Origin of the sequence: Pseudomonas libanensis (assembly GCF_001439685.1) — a bacterium.
Lineage (GTDB): Bacteria > Pseudomonadota > Gammaproteobacteria > Pseudomonadales > Pseudomonadaceae > Aquipseudomonas > Aquipseudomonas libanensis.
The window spans coordinates 37,242-61,532 of sequence record NZ_JYLH01000020.1; the positions used below are offsets into that span (position 1 = coordinate 37,242).

Here is a 24,291-nt window from a genome sequence, read left to right on the forward strand (position 1 = left end):
ATCCCGTGTATTACCCAACGCGACAATGATCAGGTCGGCTATAAGGACTACCTATATCGGGGGCAAGCCCCACATTTTGTGTCCAGGGCTGACCGGCTACCAATCGCCCCCCAACCCCAACAACCCCAAAATGCTGTGCCGCAAATCCACTAGATAAGGATCATCCCGATGCCTGGGATACGGCCGCTCAATCGTCAACTGCGCCTGAACCTTGGCTGGCCGATCGCTGAACACAACCACCCGGTTGGCCAACAGCAGCGCCTCTTCCACATCATGGGTCACCAGCAACGCCGTATACCCCTGGCTCTGCCACAGCCCAATCAACTCCTTTTGCATGGTGATTCGCGTCAGGGAGTCCAGCTTGCCCAGTGGCTCATCAAGAATCAGCAGCCGCGGCTCATTGACCAGTGCGCGGGCCAGGGCCACCCGTTGCGCCATGCCGCCGGAGAGTTGTCGCGGGTAAGCCCGGGCAAACTGGCTGAGGCCGACTTTCTCCAGGGCCTGGTCGACCTTCGCCGCATGGCTCTTGAGCAAGCCCTGGGCCTCCAGGCCCACCGCGACGTTGTCCCACACCCGTCGCCACGGGTAGAGCGTCGGGTCCTGGAACACCACCACGCGGCTGGGGTCCGGGCCGGTGATGGGCTCCCCGTCGGCCAGCAACCTGCCGCTGTCCGCCGGCTCAAGCCCGGCCACCAGGCGCAGCAAGGTGGATTTTCCACACCCAGACGGGCCCAGCAACGCGACGAATTCTCCCGCTGCCACGTCCAACGAGACCCGTTCCAGCACCGGCAAATGCTGGCCGTCCAAGGCAAAGCCGTGGCTGAGGTTTTCAATGCTCAGCGCCAACCCTGTCGATGCCGCTGCTGTTGGTGCGAGGGCTACCATTTCATCGTTCCTTTCTGCCAGGCAAGCAACCGATCACGCACCAGGAACAATCCGGTGATCAACCCCGAACAGGCCAGGGCCATGATCAACAATGCAGCGTACATATTCGCGTAAGCCGCCCAGCCCTGGGCCCATTGCAGGTAAAAGCCGATGCCGGACTTGACCCCCATCATTTCCGCCACCACCAAGGTTGAGAATGAGGCGCCCAAGCCCATGAACAGGCCGACAAACACATGGGGCATCGCCGCCGGAATCGCCACTTTGAAGATCAGGAAACCGGGCTTGGCGCCGAGGGTGCGGGCCACGTCGTAATAAGCTTTATCGACACTAGCCACCCCCGACCAGGTCAGCACCGTGACCGGAAACCAGGTGGCCAGGGCGATTAGAAACACGCTGGCGCTCCAACTGCTGGGAAACAGAAAAAAACACAGTGGCAACAGTGCAGTGGAAGGCACCGGGCCGAGGATGCGCAGCACCGGGTGCAGCCAATAGCCGATGCGCGTGGACCAACCGATGGCCACGCCGGCGATAAACCCCGTCGCCGCGCCGAGGGCCACGCCCGAGCCCAGCAGCAATGCCGAGTGCAGCAGGCTGTCGGCCAAGCGCGGGTAGTCTTCGATATACACCGCCAGCAGGGCCTGGGGCGGTGCGAAGAACGGCACCGGTAACAGCGCAAGCTTGGCCGTGAGCAGTTCCCAAAGACCCAGCAGCAGCGGCAACGCAATCAGCCAGGGCGTGGCATTGCGCAGGCGCAGCGCCAGTGTCGACAGCGTGCGCCCCAACAGGCTCAACGTACTGAACACCACGGCCACGCCCACGCAGAAATTGGCCAAGCCTTGGGTCATCGGCCAGTGGCGTGTCGCGTTGGGCCAATAGCTGATCAGCAGCGCGACGGCCACCCAGGCTGCTACTACGGCTGCGCCCTGCCAGCCGAGCTTGAGGGCCAGGGGCGGGTTGAGGGTGGTGGCGTCAACTGAAGACATCGGCGGTGATCTCCTTGGCGAATTCCACCGGGTCGGTGCCTTTGCTGATCACCTCCACGGTTTTCAGGTCGGTAACATAGGTGGTGATTTCCTCAGTCAGCGCTGCGCCCACCGCGTGGTGGCCGTGGGTGTGATCGTGGAGAATCGCCTGCACTTCTTCGGTAGAGGTGTTCAGTGCAAAAGCCTGGAAGCCTTTGGCCACGGCTTCGGGGTGTTGCACGGAATAATCATGGGCTTCGAGGATCGCCTGGGTCAGGGCCGCGACTACGCGTTTGTCCTCGCGCACCAACTTGCCGGTGACGCCGACCACGCAGCAACTGAGGTTGGCGTATTCCTCCACCAGGTTGGTGGACAGCTCGCGTGCCACGCCGGACTTGATCAGGCGGTACATGAACGGATCACTGCCGCTGACCGCCTGCACTTCGCCACGCTCCAAGGCGGTGCCCAACAAGTCGGCCGGGTACAGGCGCCATTCCACATCGCGCACCGGATCGACCCCGTGCTTTTTCAGTAGGATCGAAAAGAAATTGCGATCCGGGCTGGCCATGTCGGTGACGCCAATGGCCTTGCCCTTGAGGTCTTCCAGCTTGCTCACGCCGCCGCTTGCCGCACTGAGCAAGCGCAGGCAACCACCGTGGGTGCCGGCGGTGAGCTTCACGTCGAAGCCCTGTTCCAGAGCCTTGAGCCAACGCAACGCCATGCCTACCCCAGCGTCAGCCTTGCCGGTGGCGATGGCTTCGAGCAATACCTCGGTGGAGTTACCGAAGTTGACCAGTTCCACGTCCAGGTTGTGTTGAGTGAAGAAGCCCTGGCCGTGGGCGATCACCACCGGCGCCAGGCACACCGCGTTGAGATTGACTGCCAATTTCAACTTGCGCGGTGCGTCGAGGCGGATGAACTCACCGGTGCCGGCGGGTTCCTCGGGGGTGTTGTGGCTGGCGTGTGCGTCGCCAGCAAAGACCAGGCGCGGCAGCGTCAGGCTGGCCAGGGTCAGGCCGGCCATGCCGAGCAGACGGCGACGGGTTAAAGGGTCGAAGGCAGCCATGCACGATATCCTTGTTTATACGCAGATTGATTGTGCTTTCATTATATTAATGACAGGTTATTATGATAGAAACATATAACTCTATGGATATACCAGATTCAGCAAAACCCGAAAAAAGCGCCTTAAGCTCAGATCAAAAGAGTATTTATAGAATGGTTTTCAGAACATTATGCTTCGGTTCATTTTGTTGAAAAATCGAGCGCCTCATGCCCCTTCGCCACCCTCTCGCCGCTGTATTAGGATTGCTGGCTTTTTCTGTCGCTGTAAGTGCCCAGGCTCAGGAAACCCTGCGCATCGGCTATCAGAAATCCTCGACCCTGATCACCCTGCTCAAAACCCAGGGCACCCTGGAAAAAGCCCTCAAGGCCGACCACGTCGACGTCAGTTGGCATGAGTTCCCCAGCGGCCTGCCCTTGCTCGAAGCGCTGAACGTCGGCAACGTGGATATCAGCGCCGATGTGGCCGATACCGTGCCGATTTTTGCCCAGGCAGCCCAGGCCCAGCTCACCTACTTCGCCCAGGAAGCGCCCTCGCCCGCGGCCCAGGCCATCGTTGTACGCAAGGACTCGTCAATCCAGCAGTTGACGGACCTCAAGGGCAAGAAAATCGCCGTGACCAAAGCCGCAGGCACTCACTATTTATTGATCGCCGCGTTGAACAAAGCCGGCCTGGCGTTTGCCGATATCCAGCCAGCCTATCTGTCCCCCGCTGACGGCCGCGCCGCCTTTGAAAACAACAAGGTGGATGCATGGGTCACCTGGGAGCCTTTCCTCACCAGCGTGCAGCGGCAACTGCCCACGCGCACCCTGGCGGACGGCGCCGGGTTGGCGAGCTACAAGCGTTATTACCTGACCGGCACGCCTTACGCCCAGGCTCATCCCGAGGTGTTGAAGGTGGTATACGCGCAGTTGGAACAAGCCGGTCAATGGGTCAAGGCCCATCCGCAGGAAGCGGCAAAAGTGCTCGGGCCGTTATGGGGCAACCTGGATGCAGCGACGGTGGAAGCTGCCAATGCGCACCGCAGCTATCAGGTGCAGCCGGTGACACTCGAGCAACTGGGGGAGCAGCAGAAGATTGCCGATGCATTCTTCAAGGCGGGGCTGTTGCCCAAAGCGGTGGATGCCAAGGCAGTACAGACCTGGCAACCCTAAGGTAAACAAGGCCGGCGGGAAGTGGTCCGCCACCCTAATTCTGCTTGGCGGCAGTCAGCGCACCTTGTGATAGTTGGTCAAAGCATCCATATAGGCCGCTTTAACTGTCAGGCCTACAGTATCCAATACCTGCGCGTTAAGAGCAGCAAGCTTATTACCGATTAAGCTTTGCCCCACCTGCTTCAACTTGAGCCGGGAGCGCCCAGGGTATTTCGCACCGGCGATGTCCACCGTCAGGCTAACCTCACAGGCGTAATAGTCAGGAGAGTTCCAAGTCTTGACGAAGACTCTGTCGATTTCGACGCTGGTTTTGAGTGCCGAAGTGGGAGAAACGCCCACAGCACGTTTAGTGAACTCGGTCCAGTCGTCAACAGGAACGTTGGCGAACCCCTCGTAAAGGCCGACATTGTAATTCGCAGCATGCCAGACAATCTTGCTCGACTCCTTACAGCGCGTACACTTTTCACCGCCAGTCACTTGCACGATATCGGCCTGTACAACACGACCTTTGATTGCCGCCAACTCGGTCTGCGTCGAGTACGCCGCAAAGTGCAACTGGTTGGTAACACAGCCACTGAGCGATAACAGAACACATACAACAATTAAGTACTTCATCAATCACCAGTCCCTGTGAATTTATTTGTTGAGCGGCACACCCTGCCCAAACCGCCGAATCGCCAGGCAATACCCCACCAGCGCCAGCGCCGCCAGAAACCCGCCCGCCGCGCCGATCCAGGCGAAGCCGAAGTGGCTGCCGACCCAACTGCCCATCAGCGCACCGCCGCCGATGCCGATGTTGTAGATGCCGGAAAACATCGCCATCGCCACGTCGGTGGCGTCCGGTGCAAGCACCAGCACCTTGGATTGCATGGCCAGGCCAAAGCCCATGATCGCCATGCCCCAGAAAATGCTCAATACCACCAGGTAAGACTCGGCGCCGCTCAACGGCAGCATCAGGGCCAGGCACGCGGCAAGCAGGAACACCGTGCTGATCACGAAGACATGGGGGTTGAAGCGATGCACCAGGCTGAACAACAACGAACCGATAATGCCGGCCCCACCGAACACCAACAGGATCAACGTCACCGCACTGCCGCCCAGCCCGGCGACGCCTTCGACGAAGGGTTCGATATAGCTGTAGGCGGTGAATTGCGCGGTGACCGTCATCGCGGTCAGCACGTAGAGCGCCACCAGCGCCGGGCGCTTGAACAGCAGTGGCAGGCTGCGCAGGGAACCGGAGTTCTGGCTGGGCAGCAGCGGTAAGGTGCGCGCCAGCCAGAACACCAGGGCGGCGGCGAAGGCGGCGATCACCAGGAAGGTGGTACGCCAGCCCATGGCCTCGCCCAACAGACGGCCCAACGGAATGCCCAGCACCATCGCCAGGGAAGTACCCGTGGCCAACAAGCCAAGGGCCTGCACCTGCTTGCCCTCTGGCGCCAGGCGCACAGCCAGTGAAGCAGTGATCGACCAGAACAACGCATGGGCCAGGGCGATGCCGACCCGACTGACCATCAGCAAGCCGAAGCTGGTGGCCACGCTGGAAAGGATATGGCTGACGATAAACAGGCCGAACAGCACGATCAGCAATTTGCGCCGTTCGACGTTGCGGGTCAGCAGCATCACCGGCAGCGAGGTCAGCGACACGATCCACGCGTAAATGGTGAGCATCAGGCCGACGCTGGCCACGGGCATGTCAAAGCTGGCGCCAATGGCGCTGAGCAGCCCGACGGGGACAAATTCGGTGGTATTGAACACAAACGCGGCCAGCGCCAGGGCGATGACCGGTTGCCAATTGGCTTGGGGGGTTGCGGCTGAAAGGCTCATTGACGGGCGCGGTACTCTGGCGATGATCAAGCGCCGCCCAGGACAAGCGCCGCCGCCGAGCATTCTATAGGTTTCTCGGGCGGTTGTTGAGGCGGATCACGGGTCCACCCGTGCCATCAGCTCCGGAATGCTTTCCGGGCGCTGGGCATAACGCTGGGCCAGCGCCGCGCACACCATCAGTTGGATCTGGTGGAACAGCATCAACGGCAAAATCAACACGCCCATGCTCGCCCCGGCGAACAGCACCTGGGCCATGGGCACACCGGTGGCCAGGCTTTTCTTCGAGCCGCAGAACAGGATGGTGATGCGGTCTTCCTGGTTAAAGCCAAACGCCTTGCTCAGCAGCGTAGACGCCACCAGCACCAGCGCGAGCAATACGCAGCAGGCCACCACCAGACCGCCCAGTTGCCACAATGGGATTTGGTGCCAGATACCTTCGGTGACCGCTTCGCTGAACGCGCCATAGACCACCAGCAGGATCGACCCCTGATCGACGAATTTCAGCCAGGCTTTGTTGCGACCTACCCAGTCACCGATCCAGCGGCGGGCGATTTGCCCGGCGATGAATGGCAGCAGCAATTGCACGCTGATCTTCAAGATCGCGTCGACCGTAGAGCCGCCGTCCCCCTGCACATTGAGCAGCAGTGCCACCAGCAACGGCGTCAGGAAAATTCCGAACAGGCTCGAAGCCGCCGCGCTGCAAATCGCCGCCGGGATATTGCCCCGGGCAAGGGACGTAAAGGCAATCGCCGATTGCACCGTCGCCGGCAATGCGCAGAGGTAAAGCATGCCCATGTACAAGTCTTTGCCGACCAGGGGCGACAGCACCGGCTTGAGCGCCAGGCCCAGCAGCGGAAACAGTACGAAGGTCAGGCTGAACACCAGCAAATGCAAACGCCAGTGGCCGGCACCGGCGACGATAGCATTGCGCGACAGCTTGGCTCCGTGCAGGAAAAACAGCAGCGCGATGGCCAGGTTGGTGACCCAGCCGAAGGCCACGGCGGTCTGGCCGCTGGCTGGTAGCAGGGAGGCGAGGATCACCGTGGCGATCAGGGTCAGGGTGAAGTTATCAGGTAGAAAGCGCGGGCGGTTCATAAGCAAGTCTTCCGGGGGTTGCCAAGAGCGTCGTGGCGACTCTAACGTAACCGCCTGTTACCGACTAACGCCAATGAGCCAGTAAATGCCGCCTAAAGGACATGAAAAAGCCGTGCGACGCAGTGTACCTGGGCTTTACAGCCTGCCACGGCCGGTGTATGGGCGTACTGAATCTTTGCCCAATCGGGCGCTGACACGACGGCACAGTCACCCGTGGGTGCAGTTGTCCTATGCGATTTCCGGGGTGCTGGAGATCCAGACCAGCGTTGGCCGCTTCGTCGCGCCGCCACAACGTGCAGTGTGGATCCCGGCGGGCATGCCCCATCGGGTGTTCAGTTCGCCCCATACCGAAATGCGCAGTTTGTACCTCGATTGCAGCGTCACCGCCTGGGCCGCCGAGCGTTGCCAGGTGCTGGAGGTGAGCAGCCTGCTACGCGAGTTGATCCGCAGTTTCAGCGAAGTGCCGGTGGAATATGCCCAGGACGGACCCGATGGACGCCTGGCCCAGGTGCTGCTCGACCAACTCGCCGCCGCGCCCCAGGTGGACCTGATGTTGCCGTTGCCCCATGACCCACGGCTGCGGCAGATCTATCGCAGCCTGAGCCTGCGCCCGGAGCAGCAGACCACATTGGGGGGGTGGAGCGCCAAGCTGGGGGTCAGCGAAAAGACCCTCAGCCGCGTGTTCCTGAGTGACACCGGGCTGACTTTCCGCGCCTGGCGCCAGCGCCTGCGCCTGCTGAGCGCCCTGCCCGCCCTGGAACAAGGCGAGCGGGTGACGGATGTGGCATTGGGGTGTGGGTATGAATCGACGTCGGCATTTATCAATGCGTTTCGTCAGCAGTTTGAAACGACACCTGGTGAGTTTTTTCGCTGATCCTTTGGGGCTGTGAGGATCAAAATGTGGGAGGGGGCTTGCCCCCGATGAGCATGGGTATCTACACAACTCTGACGTAGCAACTATCAGTAACCACGATGCGAAGCGAGCCGCTCTTGATCTTGATCTGCTTTTGATCTTGATCTTAGGCGCCCCGTTAAACCACGCAGGCCGGAATTCGACAGGGATTTGGGGCTCTTTTCCAAAGTGACCCGCTGTAAAAGCGGAACCCTAAGTGGCCGTTGCCCAAATAACGGATATGTACTCAGTCTGATCCAACATCCTGGTCGGCTGTCAGGCCGCCATCGGGGGCAAGCCCCCTCCCACACTTTTGACGGCATTTCATGTCTAGAATGGGGTTGGCCGCCTGCGCTTCATAGGGCTCGAACAGATATCGGGATCTATTGTCATGCAAATAACCCACAAACCCGCGCTCGGCTGGTATTGTGCCGCGCTTTGAAATGCCGCTACTGACCTGCGAGGAAATGGACGTTGAACACTGACGAAAAAATGACCGGGGACCTGTTCGAGGTTGATAAGCGCCTGTCACTCAAGCCCGTGGTGGACTTCAACGCTTACCTGCGCAGCGCCTTTGGTGACGGCCCGTGCACCTGCGTACGGTGTGCTGCCAGCGGCGGTGATGAAAGCGGCTATGAGTTCCAGCACACGTTCACCTTCGACGGTAAGCCGATGCACCGTCGCTTTGCTTCGACAGCGGGCAGTGATGTGTTGATGGCGTTGAAGAAGGCGTGGTTGTCGTACACCAAGGTCGAGCTGCCGCTCAGTGGCGTGCTGGTGCTGGAGATGGTGAAGGAGTTTGTCGAGCCGCAGTTGCACAAGCGCCTGGCGCCGTTGTTCGTGGCCAGTGGGCTGGTCAAGGATGTCGACGGCGAACTGCGCATTCAGCCGCAAGCTGCGGCCTGATACAGGCCAATGTGGGAGCTGGCTTGCCTGCGAAAGCGGTAGTGCAGTAACAGATGCAGTGACTGTCACACCGCCATCGCAGGCAAGCCAGCTCCCACATTTTTCCGGGTATTGGCTCAGAAGCCAGGAACGCCCTGTATACGCAACTCAGGGGTCAGTTCGCCCACCGGTTCAGTGAGCGGCCGGTCGTCTCCCCCCGGCAGGAGGATCACCTTGCGGCACTCTTCCTCGGCTTTATCAAACAGTTCATAGCCCCGCGCGGCCTGTTCCAGGGACAGCCGATGGGTGACGATCGCCTCGGGGTTCAGGTGCCCCAGTTCGATATGCTCCAGCAGCTCGGGTAGAAAGCGCTGCACATGGGTCTGGCCCATCTTGAAGGTCAGGCCCTTGTCGAAGGCATCGCCGAACATGAAGCCGTGGATAAATCCGGCGTACACCCCGGCTACGCTGACCACGCCACCGCGGCGTACGGCAGCGATGCACTGGCGCAGGGCCTTGCCGCTGCTGCCTTCGATCTTGAGGGTGGTGAGGATGGTTTCCGTGGTGCTGCCCTTGGCTTCGAAACCTACCGCATCCACCACGCCATCGACGCCACGCATGCCGGCGGTCTGGCGGATGATGGTATCGGCCGGGTCATCGTCTTCTTCGAAGTTGATCGGGATCACGCCGTACATCTTCTGCGCATAGGCCAGCCGGTACGGATGGTCGTCGACCATGAAGATTTGCCCGGCCCCCAGCATCTGCGCGCACGCCGCACTGAGCAGGCCCACGGGCCCGGCGCCATAGATCGCCACGCTTGAGCCCTTGCCGATACCGGCATTGGTCACCGCCTGCCAGGCGGTGGGCAGGATATCGGAGAGGAACAGCACCTTATCATCGGCCAGGGTGCCCGGCACCTTGAACGGCCCGGTGTTGGCCTTGGGCACCCGCACCAACTCCGCCTGGCCGCCGGGAATGCCGCCGTACAGGCGGCTATAGCCGAACAGCGCCGCGCCCGGTGGAATAGCTTTTTTATTCAGGATCGCCCCGCGCCCGTCGTTGGTGGTTTCGCAGGCGGCGTATTGCTGGAGCTGGCAGAAAAAGCAATCGCCACAGGCAATCACGAACGGAATCACCACGCGGTCGCCACGCTGCACCGCGGTGACCGCCGGGCCGGTTTCTTCGACGATGCCCATGAATTCATGGCCGAAGATGTCGCCGTGTTCCACGGTGGGGATCTTGCCTCGGTACAGGTGCAGGTCCGAGCCGCAGATGGCCGTGGCGGTGACACGCAGAATGATATCGTCGGGTTGTTCAATGGTCGGATCGGGCACCGTGTCGACCTGCACCTTGTGTGCGCCCTGGTAAGTCATCGCTCGCATGCTCTGCGCTCCTGCCGTTGAGGGGTTACTAGTTAAGGGCGGCGCAAGTGCGTCAGTGTTCCTTCAACCGGTGCAGCACCCGATCAGTGGTCGCCCCTGCTCTGGGCCAGCAACTGGTCGACCACATGGCGCAGGCACTCCAAGTCATCGGCCCCATCGGCCCGCGCCTGGGCGTGCCAGCGCAATTGTTCGGTCGCGCTGTTGCCGCGCCGCAGCAGTGCTTGCAGGGAATCGAACAGCTGCGCCTCGCCCATGGCTTCGGCGGTGGCGGCAAAGGTCTGTCGGGCGCATTGCAACCATTGCTCAGCGCTGCCCATGGCACCCGTGTCGTCCAACGCAAACCGGCCCGCTGCACCGTAGCGTTTAGCCTGCCAGCGATTTTCCTTGAGCAGCCAACGCGCTTGGGCGCTGAACCCGGCGCCAGGGCGTTCCATAGAGCATGCGTGGGTGACCATCACCCGAAACAGCGTGACAAGGGCCAAGGCATCCGCCAGCCGTGGGCAGGCATCGGTCATGCGCAGTTCAAGGGTTGGGTAACGCGCCGCCGGGCGAATGCCCCACCAGCCGTTGCCATCGGCCTTGATCGCGCCCATGCGCTGCAGCAAGGCAAGGTAGCGCAGGTACTCGTTCCAATCGGCAAAATGTTCGGGCACGCCCATGCGCGGCCACTCATCACAAGCCGCCTGGCGGTAGCTCATGAAGCCGCTGGGCGCGCCGTCCCAAAACGCCGAGGAGCAACTGAGCAGCAACAGCAACGGCAGCCATGGCGACACCTGGTTCATCACGGCGATGCGGTCCAGTGCTTGCGGGACCTGCACATGCACGTGCAGCCCGCACAACACACTGCGCCGCGCCACATACTGGATATCATCGAACAGTTGCTGAAAATGCGCCTGTGGGGTTGGCCGTTGCGTGCGCCAATCGGCCAGGGGATGGCTGCCGGCACACACGGCACCGAGGCCGAATTCGCCCAGGGCCTCGGCCAGGTTGCCGCGCACTGTCGCCAGGTAATCCGCCGCTTCGCCGCTGGTAGTGAAGACTGGTGAGGCGGCCTCGATCTGCCCTTGGAACATCTCATAGGCGAAGCCACCGCCAATCGCCTCACGGCAGGCCGCCAGCACCGCCGCCGAGGGTTCGGCGAGCATGCAGCGGGTGTGCAGATCGGTGAGCAGATATTCCTCTTCGATACCAAAGGTAAGCATGGACGTCAGCGCAGCCGAGTGACGGTAAGCGCGACCACGGCGATGCGCTCCACACCTTCATACCCCGGTTTGTCGAGTTCTTCGCCAAAGACGTCGGGGTCCAACTCACGGTAGGTCCAGCCATAGGCATCGTTGGCCAACAACGGCTTGACTGCCTCCAGGAACGGATCGCCACCTGCCACCATCGCCACGCCGGTGTAGAGCACCAGGCTGCCGCCAAGGGCCAGGCGCCCGATGGACTCGCTGACGATGCGCACCGACAACTGCTCGCCCAACGCGCCGCCGCCATGGCGATAGGCGCGCTGGCAATCGTCATTCATGTACGGAGGGTTGGCGACGATCAGGTCGAATTCACCCTCGACGCTGGCCAGCACATCGCTGTGATAGGCACTGACGTTACTCAGCCCGGCCAACTCGGCATTCACCGCAGTCATGCGCAGGGCGCGGGGGTTGATATCCACCGCCAGCACCTCGGCGTCATGCCGTGCGCGGGCAACCACCAGGGCGCCGACACCGGCACCGCAGCCGATATCCACCGCGCGTTTGAGCGGCTCGAAACGCTGTTGCAGATGGGCTTCGATCACTTGGGCAAAACGGTAACTGTCGGGGCCGAAAAATACCGCATCGGCTTGTACGGTAGGAAATGGTGAATGGGCAAACAGCAGCCCATCGAGGCTCGACCAACGCACCGTGCTGCGCCACAAAGCGTCATGTTTTTCGATCGCGCCGGCTTGCAGCAACTCTTCGCGAAACGCCTCAGGCAGCAGCTCATTGTCGAACGGCATCGACCAGCCGAATACGTCACGCATATTCATCGCCAGCGGCGTCGCCAATCGCCGGTAGACACGCTCGTGGGTCAGGGGCGTCGGCGTGATAAAACGATAGCCGCTTTCCTTCAACCCTCGGCCCAGGTTCAGCAAGGCGCGATCAGCGAGTTGTTGTGCAGACATGGGCAGGTTCCTTAGCGCAGACGCGCACGCAGTTGGATAAAGCGGCGGGTCGCGTACAACCCTGCGGGCGTGCAGTGACGTCGTGCCGACATCCACGGAATAAGGCTACTGAGTTGCTGCTCGTCTGGCAGTTGCCACAGCGAATCCACCAAGGCCTGGGTATCGGGGTCTGCCGGGCGATGCTGTTCGCGGGAGAAACGGCTGCCACGTCCCGGACGCACCGGCGGCACGCGCTGGCTGCTGTTCCAGTCCCCGGCGATCCAGTCATGCATCAGTTGTTTTTCATAGCCGCTGAACACACCAAACATCGCCGCGCCGGCGCCCTCGATCAGTTGCCAGAAGCGGCTCTCGGCGGGATCCTGGTTGCGTTTGATCCAGCCCTTGTCTTCCAGGGCCTTGAGGAAATCGCCGATCTGCCCCGGCTTGGCCAGCCACTGGTTGACGGTCTTGCCTTCGAAGCGGCAGTAATCCGAATGCATGTGCTGGCCGAAGGTGCGCTTGCGTTCAAGCATGGCGACCACTTCGTCCTGCAGGTTGAATTGCTTGATCACAGCCGTGGTGCCCGGGCCAAGATCATTGAGGCGATACCCTTGCGCCACGCGCCGGTAGAAATCCGCCCGGCCCTCGCCCAGCGGCAACAGGCTCAGCACCGATTGCGCGGCCTTGCAGGCATGGCCGCTGCTGGCGTTGTCGATGGTGACGTGGAGGGTGAAGTAATAGGGGTCGATGCCCAGCTCGCTCAGCTCGTAGGAAGTAATCAGCAGGTGCAGGGGCAACTGTTCGTAGCCCAGGTTGAAGCCGATGATCTCCGGCAGGAACTCTTCGGCGCACAGGCCCAGGGCTAATTGCAGCGCACCTTGCAGGTAGTGGTCATCGTCGAGGCCGGCTTCGCTGTCGGCATCGTGGTCGCTGAGCAATTTACGGTAGATCACCACATGGTTCTGCGCGGCCTCGCCATCGCCCAACTCTTCCAGGTAGGTGGTGAGCAGGCCATCGAAACGCGGGTCCTGCCAATAACGCAGCAAGCCGTTGAGCCAGGCGCCATCCACCTGTTTGGTCGGGCCTACGCGCTGCAGGAAATACAACGCATGGGCCTTGTTCTGGAAATAGCGACGGGGCCGGCCTTGCTGGCGTTGGTCAAGGTAGTCCGCGTAAGCCTGGGCCACGTCTGCACAACGCTGTTCGACCCAGGCCGGCAATTGCTCGGGCATTTCGGGCAATTCACTGGATACCTCGCGTACCTGGGCCAATTGCGCTTGCAGGAAGTTGCGCGCAGCTTCTTCACAGCCATGGGTTTCCCCATAAAGCTGCTGGTAAAGCTCCTGGTAGGGGCCGTGAGCCGATGGGGTCATGGAGGCCGGCTGGCCTGACAGCGCTGTAAGGAGTGTCATGATGGCAGTTTCCGCAAAGTCCGTTACAACGGGCCTCCCACAAGGTGGCCCCGCAAGAGCGCTCAAAAATGTGCGCTTCTAAAAAGCAGAGCATTGGAATGTGCGAAAAATTCAAATGAGGTTGGGTTGGGGTGGACAAGCGGTCATTGACGGCACAACGCAGGTCCAAATGTGGGAGGGGGCTTGCTCCCGATAGCGGTGTATCAGCCACTCCATCTGTGACTGAACCACCGCTATCGGGAGCAAGCCCCCTCCCACATTCATCACACTCTGCTGAACTATTTACGCGCCGCTTCCCACTGCTTGAGCAGGTCGTTGTAGTTCACGGTTTCGCCTTTCGGCTTCTCGTTAGCCAATTTCGGTTTAGGTGCACCCGGCTGGTCGAACCAGTATTGCGCGTCACGCTCGGGGTTCATTTTCGGGCCGCATACCGGTTGCACCTTGGAACGTTCCAGGCGCGTCATGATCGCGTCCTGTTCCTTGGCCAGGTTGTCCAACGCCTGTTGCGGGGTTTTCTCGCCACTGGCGGCGGCGGCGATGTTGCTCCACCACAGTTGCGCCAGGCGTGGGTAGTCCGGCACGTTGGTGCCGGTCGGCGACCACTCGGTGCGGGCCGGGCTGCGGTAGAACTCCACCAGGCCGCCGAGTTTGGGGGCCATGTCGGTCATGGCCTGGGAGTTGATATCGGACTCACGAATCGGCGTCAGGCCCACGATGGTTTTCTTCAGCGACACGGTTTTGGAGGTGACGAACTGCGCGTAGAGCCAGGCCGCGAGTTTCTGCTTCTCGGGGGTGGACTTGAGGAAGGTCCAGGAGCCTACGTCCTGATAGCCCTTCTTCATGCCCTTTTCCCAGTAAGGCCCGACCGGCGACGGCGCCATGCGCCATTTCGGCGTGCCATCGGCGTTCACCACCGGCAAGCCCGGCTTGACCATGTCGGCGGTAAACGCGGTGTACCAGAAGATCTGCTGGGCGATGTTGCCCTGGGACGGCACCGGGCCGGATTCGGAGAAGGTCATGCCGGCTGCTTCCGGTGGCGCGTAGGCCTTCATCCAGTCCACGTATTTCTGCGTGGCAAACACTGCCGCCGGGCCGTTGGTATCGCCGCCGCGGGTCACGCTGGAGCCCACCGGGTGGCAGTCCTCCACACGAATGCCCCACTCGTCCACTGGCAGGCCATTGGGCAAACCCTTGTCGCCGCCGCCGGCCATGGAGAACCAGGCATCGGTGAAGCGCCAGCCCAGGGACGGGTCTTTCTTGCCGTAGTCCATGTGCCCATAGATGCGTTTGCCGTCGATTTCCTTGACGTCCTCGCTGAAGAACTTGGCGATGTCTTCATAGGCCGACCAGTTCACTGGCACGCCGAGGTCGTAGCCGTATTTCTCCTTGAACTTGGCTTTCAGCTCCGGGCGCTCGAACCAGTCGGCGCGAAACCAGTAGAGGTTGGCGAACTGCTGATCGGGCAGCTGGTAGATCTTGCCGTCCGGCGCGGTGGTGAAGGACAGGCCGATAAAGTCCTTGAGGTCCAGGGTCGGCGAAGTGAAATCCTTGCCTTCGTTGGCCATCAGGTCGGTGATGGATTCGGTCTTGCCGTAGCGAAAGTGCGTACCGATCAAGTCGGAATCGTTGACCCAGCCGTCATAGATATTCTTGTCGGACTGCATCTGGGTCTGCAGCTTCTCCACCACGTCGCCTTCCTGGAGCAGGTCGTGGGTCAGCTTGATCCCGGTGATTTCACTGAAGGCCTTGGCCAGCACCTTGGACTCGTATTCGTGGGTGGTGAGGGTTTCCGACACCACGTTGATCTTCATCCCACGGAAGGGTTCCGACGCCTTGATAAACCACTTCAACTCCTCAAGCTGTTGGGCTTCGGTGAGGGTGGAGGGCTTGAACTCGCTGCCGATCCATTTTTTCGCGGCATCTTCATAGGCATCGGCCCAGGCCGAGGCGCTCAACCCGCTGAGGGCCAGTACGGCGGCCAATGAAATGCTATGTCGCAGCTTATTGTTTTTATTCAACATAGAGACCTCCTGGTTGTTTATTCATAAGGGCACTAGCCCCAACGCATCACACTCAACAGCCATACCAGGGAGAGCGCGGACGCCACCCAGATGCTCCAGTCAGTAACGCCGATCACCAGCAAATGCAGGTAGGCGCTGCCGAGAAGTCCGATAAACAAGCGATCACCACGGGTGGTGCTGATCGGCAGAAAACCGCGCCGGGGGATGCTCGGCGAGCGCAGTTCCCAGGTGGTCATGCCCGCCAGGATCAGCGCGATGCCGCCAAAGAACAGCGCAGTGGGGGTGGTCCAGGCCATCCATTCCATCATCGATTCCTCTAGACCCGGCCCAGGGCAAAGCCCTTGGCCACGTGGTTGCGAACAAACCAGATCACCAGCATGCCCGGCAGGATGGTCAACACCCCCGCCGCTGCCAGCACGCCCCAGTCGATACCCGAGGCCGAAACCGTGCGAGTCATCACCGCCGCGATGGGCTTGGCGTTGACCGAAGTCAGGGTGCGCGCCAGCAGCAGCTCGACCCAGGAAAACATAAAACAGAAAAACGCCGTGACGCCGATGCCGGAGCCAATCAGCGGGATAAAAATCTTCACGAAGAACTTGGGAAAACTATAGCCATCGATGTAGGCGGTTTCGTCGATTTCCTTGGGTACACCGGACATGAAGCCTTCAAGGATCCACACCGCCAGCGGCACGTTGAACAGGCAGTGAGCCAGGGCCACGGCAATGTGCGTATCGAACAGGCCGATGGAGGAATACAACTGGAAAAATGGCAGCAGAAACACTGCCGGTGGCGCCATGCGGTTGGTCAGCAGCCAGAAGAACAGGTGCTTGTCACCCAGGAAGCGGTAGCGCGAGAACGCATAGGCTGCGGGCAGCGCCACGCTCAGAGAGATCACCGTGTTCAGGCTTACGTAGTACAGCGAGTTGAGGTAGCCGGTGTACCAGCTTGGGTCGGTGAAGATCACTTTGTAGTTGGCCAGGGTGAAGTCCTGGGGAAACAGGGTCAGGCCGCCGAGGATTTCGGTGTTGCTCTTGAACGACATGTTCAACAGCCAGTAGATCGGCACCAGCAGGAACAGGATGTAGATCAGTAACGGAATAAGCTTGCGCTTGCTCATGTCGGTGGCCTCAGCGGTTGGCGTCGGAATGGGTCATGGCGGTGTAGAACAGCCAGGACACCAACAGGATGATCAGGAAGTACACCAGGGAAAACGCCGCCGCCGGGCCCAGGTCGAATTGGCCTACGGCCATCTGGGTGAGCGTCTGGCTCAAGAAGGTGGTGGCGTTACCCGGCCCGCCGCCAGTGAGGACGAAGGGCTCGGTGTAGATCATGAAACTGTCCATGAACCGCAGCATCACCGCGATCAGCAACACGCTTTTCATCTTCGGCAACTGGATATGTCGGAACACTGCCCAGGCAGAGGCACGATCAATCCGTGCGGCCTGGTAGTACACGTCCGGGATGGCCCGTAGACCGGAGTAGCACAGCAGCGCTACCAATGAGGTCCAGTGCCACACATCCATCACCAGCACGGTGACCCAGGCGTCCATGGTATTGGCCGCATAGTTGTAGCTGATACCCATGGCGTTGAGGGTCGAGCCCAGCAGGCCGATGTCGGCACGCCCGAAAATTTGCCAGATGGTGCCGACCACGTTCCACGGTATCAGCAGCGGAATGGCGAGAATGATCAGCACCAGCGATGACCAGCGCCCCTTGGTTGGCATGGTCAGGGCGATGGCGATGCCCAGGGGGATTTCAATCAGCAGCACGCAGGCCGAATAGATGAACTGGCGCAGCAGCGAGTCGTGCAGGCGCGGGTCGAGCAGCACCTGCTTGTACCAGTCGGCACCGACGAAATAGCGGCTGGACTGATCGAAAATGTCCTGCACCGAGTAGTTGACCACGGTCATCATCGGGATCACCGCACTGAACGCCACCAGCAGGAACACCGGCAACACCAGCCACCAGGCCTTGTTGTTCTGCACCTTGTTCATGGCGCCACCTCCAGCAGGTAATCGTCGGCGTAGAGCATCAGCCATTGCGCGGGGAAGCTGATCGACGCCCTGCCCTCCGGCACGGGCTTGTCTTCGGCCAGGCGCACTTTCAGCGGTGCGCCGTCGAGGTTGAGGGTCATGATCTTGTAGGTGCCGAGGTCTTCCACATGCACGATCTCGGCTTGCAGGGCGTCAGGGTTGTACTCGTCCCATACGTGGATAAATTCCGGGCGGATGCCGACCTGGAGCTTCTGGTAGTCGGCGGCGTTGATACGTTGCTGCAACGCCTCGGACAACGGCAGCAGCGTGTCGGCAAAGCCTACGCCGCCGGGCTTGGCCTGCACCTCAATCAGATTCATCCCGGGGCTGCCGATGAAATAACCGACAAAGGTATGGCTCGGGCGCTCGAACAATTCACGCGGGGTGCCGAACTGCACGATCTGCCCGCCGTACATCACCGCGATCTTGTCGGCGAAGGTGGACGCTTCGAGTTGATCGTGGGTGACGTAGACCATGGTGATATTGAACTGCTCATGAATCTGCTTGAGCTTGCGCCGCAGCTTCCATTTCAGGTGCGGGTCGATCACCGTCAACGGCTCGTCGAACAGGATCGCCGAGACGTCATCGCGCACCAGGCCGCGGCCCATGGAGACTTTCTGTTTTTCGTCGGCGGTGAGGTTGCGGGCTTTTTTGCTCAGCAGGGTTTGCAGGTCGAGGACTTCGGCAATTTCCTGCACCTTGCTGTGGATTTTCGCCTCAGCCATGCCCTGGTTTCGCAGCGGGAAGGCCAGGTTATCGAACACCGTCATGGTGTCGTACACCACCGGGAACTGGAACACCTGGGCGATATTGCGTTTTTCCGGGGTCAGGTCGTTGACCACTTGGGTATCGAACAGCACCTGGCCTTCGGACGGGCTGAGCAGGCCGGAAATGATATTGAGCAGCGTAGACTTGCCGCAGCCTGACGGCCCGAGCAAGGCGTAGGCACCGCCCTGCTCCCACACATGGTTCATTTCCCGGATAGCGTAGTCCTCTGGCCCCGCTGGCGTAGGACTGTAGCTATGGGCAAGGTTACGCAAATGGATCTCGGCCATCAGGCAACCCTCGCGATTCGGCGCCCGGGGGCCTGGACCAAACGGCCCTGGCCATCGAACACAAACAGTTTATGGGTGGGGATATACACGCGGATCGGCGCGTCGACGTCGTACTCGTGCACCCCCGGCAGGTGCAGCACCAGCAGGAAATGTTCGCTGCGCACATGCAGGAAGGTTTCCGAGCCGCTGATCTCGGCGACTTCCACGGTCACGGCCAACTCCAGGTCATCGTCGTTGCTCGGCACCAGGCTGATGTGGCTGGGGCGTACACCAAAGCGAAATTCGCCTTCGCCGATAGGACGCAGGTCGACGTTCAGCGGGAAATGCACAAAGTTGGCGAAGCTGACTTCGTTGCCGCTGATACGCCCGGGCATCAGGTTGATCGGCGGTTCGGAAAACAGCTCGGCAGCGAGCACGGTCTGCGGCTGGTGATAGACCTCGGCGGCCTTGCCGCTCTGGATCACCCGGCCCTCGTGAAGAATGGTGGTGGTGCCACCCAGGGCCAGGGCTTCGTTGGGTTCGGTGGTGGCATAGATGGCGATGGTATGGCGCGCCTTGAACAGCTCGCGCATTTCCTGACGCAGCTCTTCGCGCAGTTTGTAGTCCAGGTTGACCAGCGGCTCATCGAACAGAATCAGTTCTGCGTCCTTGACCAGGGCACGGGCCATGGCGGTGCGTTGCTGCTGACCGCCGGACAGCTCCAGCGGATGACGCTGCAGGAATTTTTCGATGCGCAGCATCCTGGCGGTTTCCAGCACCTTGCTCTGGATCAGCTCGTTGGACACACCGGCCTGGCGCAACGGCGAGGCGATGTTCTCGAATACGGTCATGGTCGGGTAGTTGATGAACTGCTGGTAGACCATCGACACATTGCGCAGGCGCACCGGCTTGTGCGTGACGTCCACGCCGTTCATCAGGATGCGCCCGCTGTCGGGCTTGTCCAGGCCGGCCATCAGGCGCATCAGGCTGGTCTTGCCGGACAGCGTGCGACCGAGCAAGACGTTGAACGAGCCGGCTTCGAAACGCAGGTTGGCGTCGTCAATCCAGGTTTGGCCGTCGACAACGCGGGAGACATGTTCCAGGGTCAATGACATGACACGACCTTTTTTATTATTGGAATGAATCTGGCCAGTCGTCAGAGCGAGTTTCGTGCCAAAACCGCAAGTACTTGATGTGTAAGGAGATGGGTGAATCCTGATGTTCAGGAGTGAACAATCCGGCTGAACAACTGAACACTGCCGGGGTTGACAATGAACAGTTGTGAACAACACTCTCATGATCAACACAGGGTAAAAATGTGGGAGTGGGCTTGCCCCCGATAGCGGTGTGTCAGCCAGCATTTTTTCACTGATACACCGCTATCGGGGGCAAGCCCCCTCCCACACTTGAACCCATTTCAATGGTTGAATGTGCACATCCAATAACAATAAAAATGAAGGTCGCACCATGGCCGAACCACTGGCACACGACACCCTTATCCAGGATTCCTGGCGCCGTTGCCGCGCCTTTGGCCTGGATCACCAGAGCGCTCCCAGCTTTGACCAGCTCCCTGCCGAAGGCATTCGCCAACTGTTGGAAAGCCAGCATTCACTGGTGCAGACCACCCACCAGGAAGTGCTGCCCTACTACGAGAACATCCTCAGCAACTCCAACTGCCTGATCATGCTGGCCGACAATCAGGGCCAGGTCCTGACCTCGTGGGGCACCCAGCGCTTTATCGAGCCCAAGCTGGCCCGTGGTTTCAGCCCCGGCGCCAGCTGGAAGGAGCGTTCCAGCGGCACCAACGCCATCGGTACCGCGCTGGCCTGCGCCCAGGCCGTGCATATCGAACACGATGAACACTTCCTCAAGGCGAACCGCTTCATGACCGGCTCGGCCGCCCCCATTTTCGATGCCCAGCGCGAAATCATCGCGGTGCTGGATGTGTCCAGCGACAGCTACCTGCCGCCCTCCCACACCCTGGGCATGGTCAAGATGATGAGCCAGACCGTGGAAAACCGGCTGATCCTCAACCTGTTCCGCGGCGAACATTTCCAACTGACGTTCAACACCGGCTTGAACAACCTCGACAGTCAGTGGGCCGGCCTGTTGATCTTCGATGAAAGCGGCCAAGTGCTGTCGGCCAACCGGCGTGCGGATAACCTGCTGGGTATCAGCCTGTCGCGGGTGATGATCGACCGTTTGTTCAAGGTCTCGCTGCTGGAGCTGCTCAACCAGCCGGAGGGCTTGCCGTTCTCGCTGCAGGCCGCGGGACGCAATCGGTTCCAGTGCCTGTTGAAGCGGCCCAAGCAGATGCCGGTGCAAGCCCGGGTGTTCAATGAACCGACGCCGCCGCCAACCCCGACCTCGATCAACCTCAAGACCCTGCATTTTGGCGATGCACGGGTGGAGAAAGCCGTGCGCCAGGCCGAGCGCCTGCTGGAAAAGGACATTCCGTTGCTGATCCATGGCGAGACCGGGGTGGGCAAGGAGGTGTTCGTCAAGGCCCTGCATCAGGCCAGTTCCCGCAGCCGCCAGGCGTTTATCGCGGTGAACTGTGCGGCGATTCCCGCTGAGTTGGTGGAATCGGAACTGTTCGGCTATGAAAAAGGCGCCTTCACCGGCGCCAATCAGAAAGGCAGCATCGGTCTGATCCGCAAGGCGGACAAGGGCACGCTGTTCCTCGATGAGATTGGCGATATGCCATTGCCGACCCAGGCCCGGCTGTTGCGGGTGTTGCAAGAGCGCTGCGTGCAACCGGTGGGCAGCAGCGAGGTGTTCCCGGTGGACTTGCGCATTATCTCGGCGACCAACCGGGCACTGCGTGAGCTGGTGCAGGCCGGACGCTTTCGTGAGGACTTGTACTACCGCATCGGCGGCCTGACCCTGGAGTTGCCACCGTTGCGCGAGCGCACTGACAAACAGGCGTTGTTTCAGCAACTGTGGCAGCAACACCGCGAGCCGACCCAGTGGGCCGGGCTGAGTGCCGAGGTGCTGGGGTTGTTCGAACAACATCCGTGGCCGGGGAATTTGCGTCAGGTGAGCAGCGTGTTACAGGTGGCGCTGGCAATGGCCGAAGAGCAGCCGATCCGTGCGGAACATCTGCCCGATGATTTTTTTGTCGATCTAAAAGAGGCGGCACCGCTGTCTACACGCGAGCGCCTGGATGACAACCTGGATCTGAGCCAACGCCTTGAGGCCGTGGGCGGAAATATTTCCCATCTGGCGCGGGAACTGGGAGTGAGCCGCAACACCCTGTACAAGCGCCTGCGCCAGCATGAAGGTTGATTTAACGCCAACGCCAAGACACACCGGTGTAGATACCACGTCCATCGGCAGGGGTAGAACGTGCTACGTCCATGCCCTTGTCGTCGTAACCCGGCGTAACGGTATTGGCATAACGACGGTTGGTGAGGTTGCGCAGGTCGACCCAGGCTTGCCAGTCCTGTTTGGGCGCGTCGTAGCCGAAGGTGGCACCGAATGTAGTGTAGGCCGCGCCATAGTAGGAATTGGCGTAGTCCACCGCGATCCGTGAGGCATGCTCCGTGTTAAGGCTGGTGTAGAAACCCGTCGGGTGGCTGTAGCGCACCTGCGCCTGGTAGTAGTGCTTGGGGATACCGGGCAAGGTGTTGTCACCGAAACGCTCATCGTCGCGGTAGTGGAAATCGCTGAAAGTGTAGGCCTGGCGCAGGTCGAGCTTGCCGCTGCGGCCGCCGTCCCATAGCGGGCTGAGCAGGCCCAGTTCCATACCCTGGTGCACGGTGGGGCTGGCGTTGGATTCGGCGATGATGGCATTGCTGGTGGATGTCTGGGCCTGGGTTTCCACGGAGAGCAGTTCGTGGCGTACTTCGGAGCGGTAGAGGGCCAGGTCCCACTGGCCGAGCCAGGCTTCGCCGCGCCCGCCGATTTCCAGGGTGGTGGCGGTCTGGTTCTTCAGGCTGACGCCTTCGCGTGCCAGCCCATTGGCGGGTCCGGTGGTGAAGTACTTGTTGGAACCCCAGATCATCGACCAGGCATGCGCAGGCTCCACCGAGCGGCTCAGGTTGGCGTAGACCTGCAGTTGCGGGGTGAAGTCGTAGCGCAGGCCGATGCGCGGTGCATAGTCCCAGTCATGCTGACTGAGCGGCGCCTGCCCCTCGGGGTAAGTCACCTGGGTTTCGCGGCGGGTGTAGATCGCGGCGAGGCCGGTGGTGAGCCATAGGTCGGGGACCAGCTCCAGGTCGTTGCCGATATGCAGCACGGTGTCTGAGCCCAGGTAGCTGTAGTCGCGGGTCTTGGTGCCGGGGGCGTAGCTGGCGGTATTGCCGGTGGGGGTGCGTACGTACTCAGAGGCGCCATTGTTGGGCATCGCCTGGGTGGTGCGCAGGCCGACGGTGGTTTTGCTGGCATGGCCGAACAGGCTGTCCTGGCGGATGTAGTTGAGGGTGCCGCTGATATCGGTGTAGGCGACTTTCAGGCGGTTGCTGCCTTCGCGCAGGTCCATGGGGTAGTCGTGATAGGCCAGCCCGACCTCGATCCTTGATGCGTCATCCAGCTGCAAGGTGGTCTTGTTGGCGATCCAGGTGGAGCCCGGTTGCAGGCGTTTGGAATCGCGAGCGGCATTCACGCTGTTGGCGGCACGTGGGTCATGGCTGATCTGGTAGCGAGTGAGCTTGCCGGGGGAATCATTGGTGGTTTCGCGGTAACGCAAGTAGAAACGCGTCTCCAGGTCCGGGTTGAAACGGTAACCGAAGTTGGCGGCGATGCCCTTGCCGGAGCCGGTGCTTTGATGCTGGTAACCGTCAGACTCTGAATCGGTAAGGCTGATGTAGTAGTCGGCATCTCCCAGCACCTGGCCGGAACTGATCTCGCGCTGGGCGTAGCCGCGGCTGCCGACCTCGTAGCGTACCTGCAGCTTAGGCGCGTCATAACCCGTGTGGGTGACGTAATTGACCGAGCCACCTAATGCCAACGCGCCCTGATCGAACCCGTTGGCACCACGCAGCACTTCCACCCGGCTTTGCCACAGCGGGTCCTTGAGCTCATAGGGCGTGCCGCCCGGTCCGGTCAGCGGCAGGCCGTCGAACATCTCATACAGGCCGGAGCCATGGGCACCTGGGCTGCGGTTCAAGCCCGAGCCGCGAATGGATAACTTCACCCCTTCGTTATTCGCCGCCTTGGCGTACACCCCGGCCTGGTACTTGAACACATCTTCGTTAGTGCTGACACGCCCCTGTTGCACGCTGCTCATATCGATATAGTTGGTGCCGCCGGGCACGCTGCTGAGCTGCGCCTGGGCGATTTCGCCAGCGCTGGCCTCAGTGGTGGTGACTTCGACCGGCGCCAATTGCAGGCCTTCGGCCTGTACCAGCGAGCTGAGGGTCAGGGCGGCAAAAAGGAACGGGGGTTGACGCAGCAGCATTGGGGCGGGTCCTTGGAATTCAGGAGCGTGGCAGGCCGGGCCCACCACGCGAACAGTGATGGGAAGGCAAGTACGCCCGCCAGGTCACGCCTTATTGACGGACCAGGCGGCGTCCAA

At 61.0% G+C, this 24,291-nt stretch carries 21 protein-coding genes; 4 read left to right on the top strand and 17 right to left on the bottom strand.

Annotated features, from left to right (window positions below; all coding sequences use genetic code 11):
- Positions 1–96: 96 nt before the first annotated feature.
- From TU73_RS24745 to TU73_RS24755, 3 genes are read right to left on the bottom strand one after another with little or no spacing between them, the layout of a single operon-like run.
- The gene (locus TU73_RS24745) at positions 97–885 is read right to left on the bottom strand and encodes an ABC transporter ATP-binding protein (protein ID WP_057014396.1); all 789 of its coding nucleotides are present in this window, start codon (positions 883–885) and stop codon (positions 97–99) included.
- A complete protein-coding gene (locus tag TU73_RS24750; protein ID WP_057014397.1) occupies positions 879–1,868 on the bottom strand; it encodes an ABC transporter permease in 990 nt (329 codons plus the stop codon). The genes TU73_RS24745 and TU73_RS24750 overlap by 7 nt, the downstream gene beginning before the upstream one ends.
- Complete coding sequence (locus TU73_RS24755) at positions 1,855–2,913, bottom strand: ABC transporter substrate-binding protein (protein ID WP_057014398.1); 1,059 nt, start codon at positions 2,911–2,913, stop codon at positions 1,855–1,857. Before TU73_RS24755 ends, TU73_RS24750 begins: the two co-directional genes overlap by 14 nt.
- Before the next feature lie 206 nt (positions 2,914–3,119).
- Here TU73_RS24755 and TU73_RS24760 point away from each other — a divergent pair, with 206 nt between their 5' ends.
- Complete coding sequence (locus TU73_RS24760; RefSeq protein ID WP_057014399.1) at positions 3,120–4,064, top strand: aliphatic sulfonate ABC transporter substrate-binding protein; 945 nt, start codon at positions 3,120–3,122, stop codon at positions 4,062–4,064.
- A gap of 54 nt (positions 4,065–4,118) precedes the next feature.
- Here the strand turns inward: TU73_RS24760 and TU73_RS24765 are convergent, their stop codons facing one another.
- The 3 genes from TU73_RS24765 to TU73_RS24775 all read right to left on the bottom strand — a co-directional run bounded on the left by TU73_RS24765 (position 4,119) and on the right by TU73_RS24775 (position 6,983).
- Positions 4,119–4,679, bottom strand: a complete 561-nt coding sequence (locus TU73_RS24765) for a hypothetical protein (protein WP_057014400.1) — start codon at positions 4,677–4,679, stop codon at positions 4,119–4,121.
- 21 nt (positions 4,680–4,700) lie between these two features.
- Positions 4,701–5,888, bottom strand: a complete 1,188-nt coding sequence (locus TU73_RS24770) for a sugar transporter (protein ID WP_057014401.1) — start codon at positions 5,886–5,888, stop codon at positions 4,701–4,703.
- A 96-nt stretch (positions 5,889–5,984) separates the two neighbouring features.
- Positions 5,985–6,983, bottom strand: a complete 999-nt coding sequence (locus TU73_RS24775) for a bile acid:sodium symporter family protein (protein ID WP_057014402.1) — start codon at positions 6,981–6,983, stop codon at positions 5,985–5,987.
- Between the two features lie 85 nt (positions 6,984–7,068).
- Between TU73_RS24775 and TU73_RS24780 the strand changes: the two genes are divergently transcribed.
- Positions 7,069–7,857: an AraC family transcriptional regulator gene (locus tag TU73_RS24780; protein ID WP_057014403.1), complete on the top strand. Its 789-nt coding sequence runs from the start codon at positions 7,069–7,071 to the stop codon at positions 7,855–7,857.
- A 492-nt stretch (positions 7,858–8,349) separates the two neighbouring features.
- Complete coding sequence (locus tag TU73_RS24785) at positions 8,350–8,781, top strand: hypothetical protein (RefSeq protein ID WP_057014404.1); 432 nt, start codon at positions 8,350–8,352, stop codon at positions 8,779–8,781.
- A gap of 116 nt (positions 8,782–8,897) precedes the next feature.
- Here the strand turns inward: TU73_RS24785 and TU73_RS24790 are convergent, their stop codons facing one another.
- The 10 genes from TU73_RS24790 to TU73_RS24835 all read right to left on the bottom strand — a co-directional run bounded on the left by TU73_RS24790 (position 8,898) and on the right by TU73_RS24835 (position 19,888).
- The gene (locus TU73_RS24790; protein ID WP_057014405.1) at positions 8,898–10,142 is read right to left on the bottom strand and encodes a zinc-dependent alcohol dehydrogenase; all 1,245 of its coding nucleotides are present in this window, start codon (positions 10,140–10,142) and stop codon (positions 8,898–8,900) included.
- A gap of 83 nt (positions 10,143–10,225) precedes the next feature.
- A complete protein-coding gene (locus tag TU73_RS24795; RefSeq protein WP_057014406.1) occupies positions 10,226–11,344 on the bottom strand; it encodes a carboxylate-amine ligase in 1,119 nt (372 codons plus the stop codon).
- 5 nt (positions 11,345–11,349) lie between these two features.
- Positions 11,350–12,294: a methyltransferase gene (locus TU73_RS24800; protein WP_057014407.1), complete on the bottom strand. Its 945-nt coding sequence runs from the start codon at positions 12,292–12,294 to the stop codon at positions 11,350–11,352.
- Positions 12,295–12,305: 11 nt separating this feature from the next.
- Positions 12,306–13,685, bottom strand: a complete 1,380-nt coding sequence (locus tag TU73_RS24805) for an iron-containing redox enzyme family protein (RefSeq protein ID WP_057014408.1) — start codon at positions 13,683–13,685, stop codon at positions 12,306–12,308.
- A gap of 278 nt (positions 13,686–13,963) precedes the next feature.
- Entirely contained in the window at positions 13,964–15,706 is a 1,743-nt protein-coding gene (locus TU73_RS24810) for an ABC transporter substrate-binding protein (protein ID WP_003192009.1), read from the bottom strand.
- A 32-nt stretch (positions 15,707–15,738) separates the two neighbouring features.
- On the bottom strand, positions 15,739–16,011 hold the full coding sequence (locus TU73_RS24815) for a DUF2160 domain-containing protein (protein WP_003232363.1): 273 nt from the start codon (positions 16,009–16,011) through the stop codon (positions 15,739–15,741).
- 11 nt (positions 16,012–16,022) lie between these two features.
- Positions 16,023–16,823 (bottom strand): carbohydrate ABC transporter permease, encoded by an 801-nt coding sequence (locus tag TU73_RS24820; RefSeq protein ID WP_003232361.1) that lies wholly within the window; start codon positions 16,821–16,823, stop codon positions 16,023–16,025.
- Positions 16,824–16,833: 10 nt separating this feature from the next.
- Positions 16,834–17,700 (bottom strand): carbohydrate ABC transporter permease, encoded by an 867-nt coding sequence (locus TU73_RS24825; RefSeq protein ID WP_005789024.1) that lies wholly within the window; start codon positions 17,698–17,700, stop codon positions 16,834–16,836.
- Positions 17,697–18,794, bottom strand: coding sequence for an ABC transporter ATP-binding protein (locus tag TU73_RS24830; protein ID WP_057014409.1), 1,098 nt, complete (start codon positions 18,792–18,794; stop codon positions 17,697–17,699). Before TU73_RS24830 ends, TU73_RS24825 begins: the two co-directional genes overlap by 4 nt.
- On the bottom strand, positions 18,794–19,888 hold the full coding sequence (locus TU73_RS24835; RefSeq protein ID WP_057014410.1) for an ABC transporter ATP-binding protein: 1,095 nt from the start codon (positions 19,886–19,888) through the stop codon (positions 18,794–18,796). The genes TU73_RS24830 and TU73_RS24835 overlap by 1 nt, the downstream gene beginning before the upstream one ends.
- A gap of 352 nt (positions 19,889–20,240) precedes the next feature.
- On the opposite strand from TU73_RS24835, the gene TU73_RS24840 reads away from it, so the two are divergent.
- Entirely contained in the window at positions 20,241–22,061 is a 1,821-nt protein-coding gene (locus TU73_RS24840) for a sigma-54-dependent Fis family transcriptional regulator (RefSeq protein ID WP_057014411.1), read from the top strand.
- A 1-nt stretch (position 22,062) separates the two neighbouring features.
- Here TU73_RS24840 and TU73_RS24845 read toward each other — a convergent pair whose 3' ends face one another.
- Positions 22,063–24,174 carry a TonB-dependent receptor family protein gene (locus tag TU73_RS24845; RefSeq protein ID WP_057014412.1) on the bottom strand — a complete coding sequence of 704 codons (2,112 nt, stop codon included), beginning with the start codon at positions 24,172–24,174 and terminating at the stop codon, positions 22,063–22,065.
- Positions 24,175–24,291 lie beyond the last annotated feature (117 nt).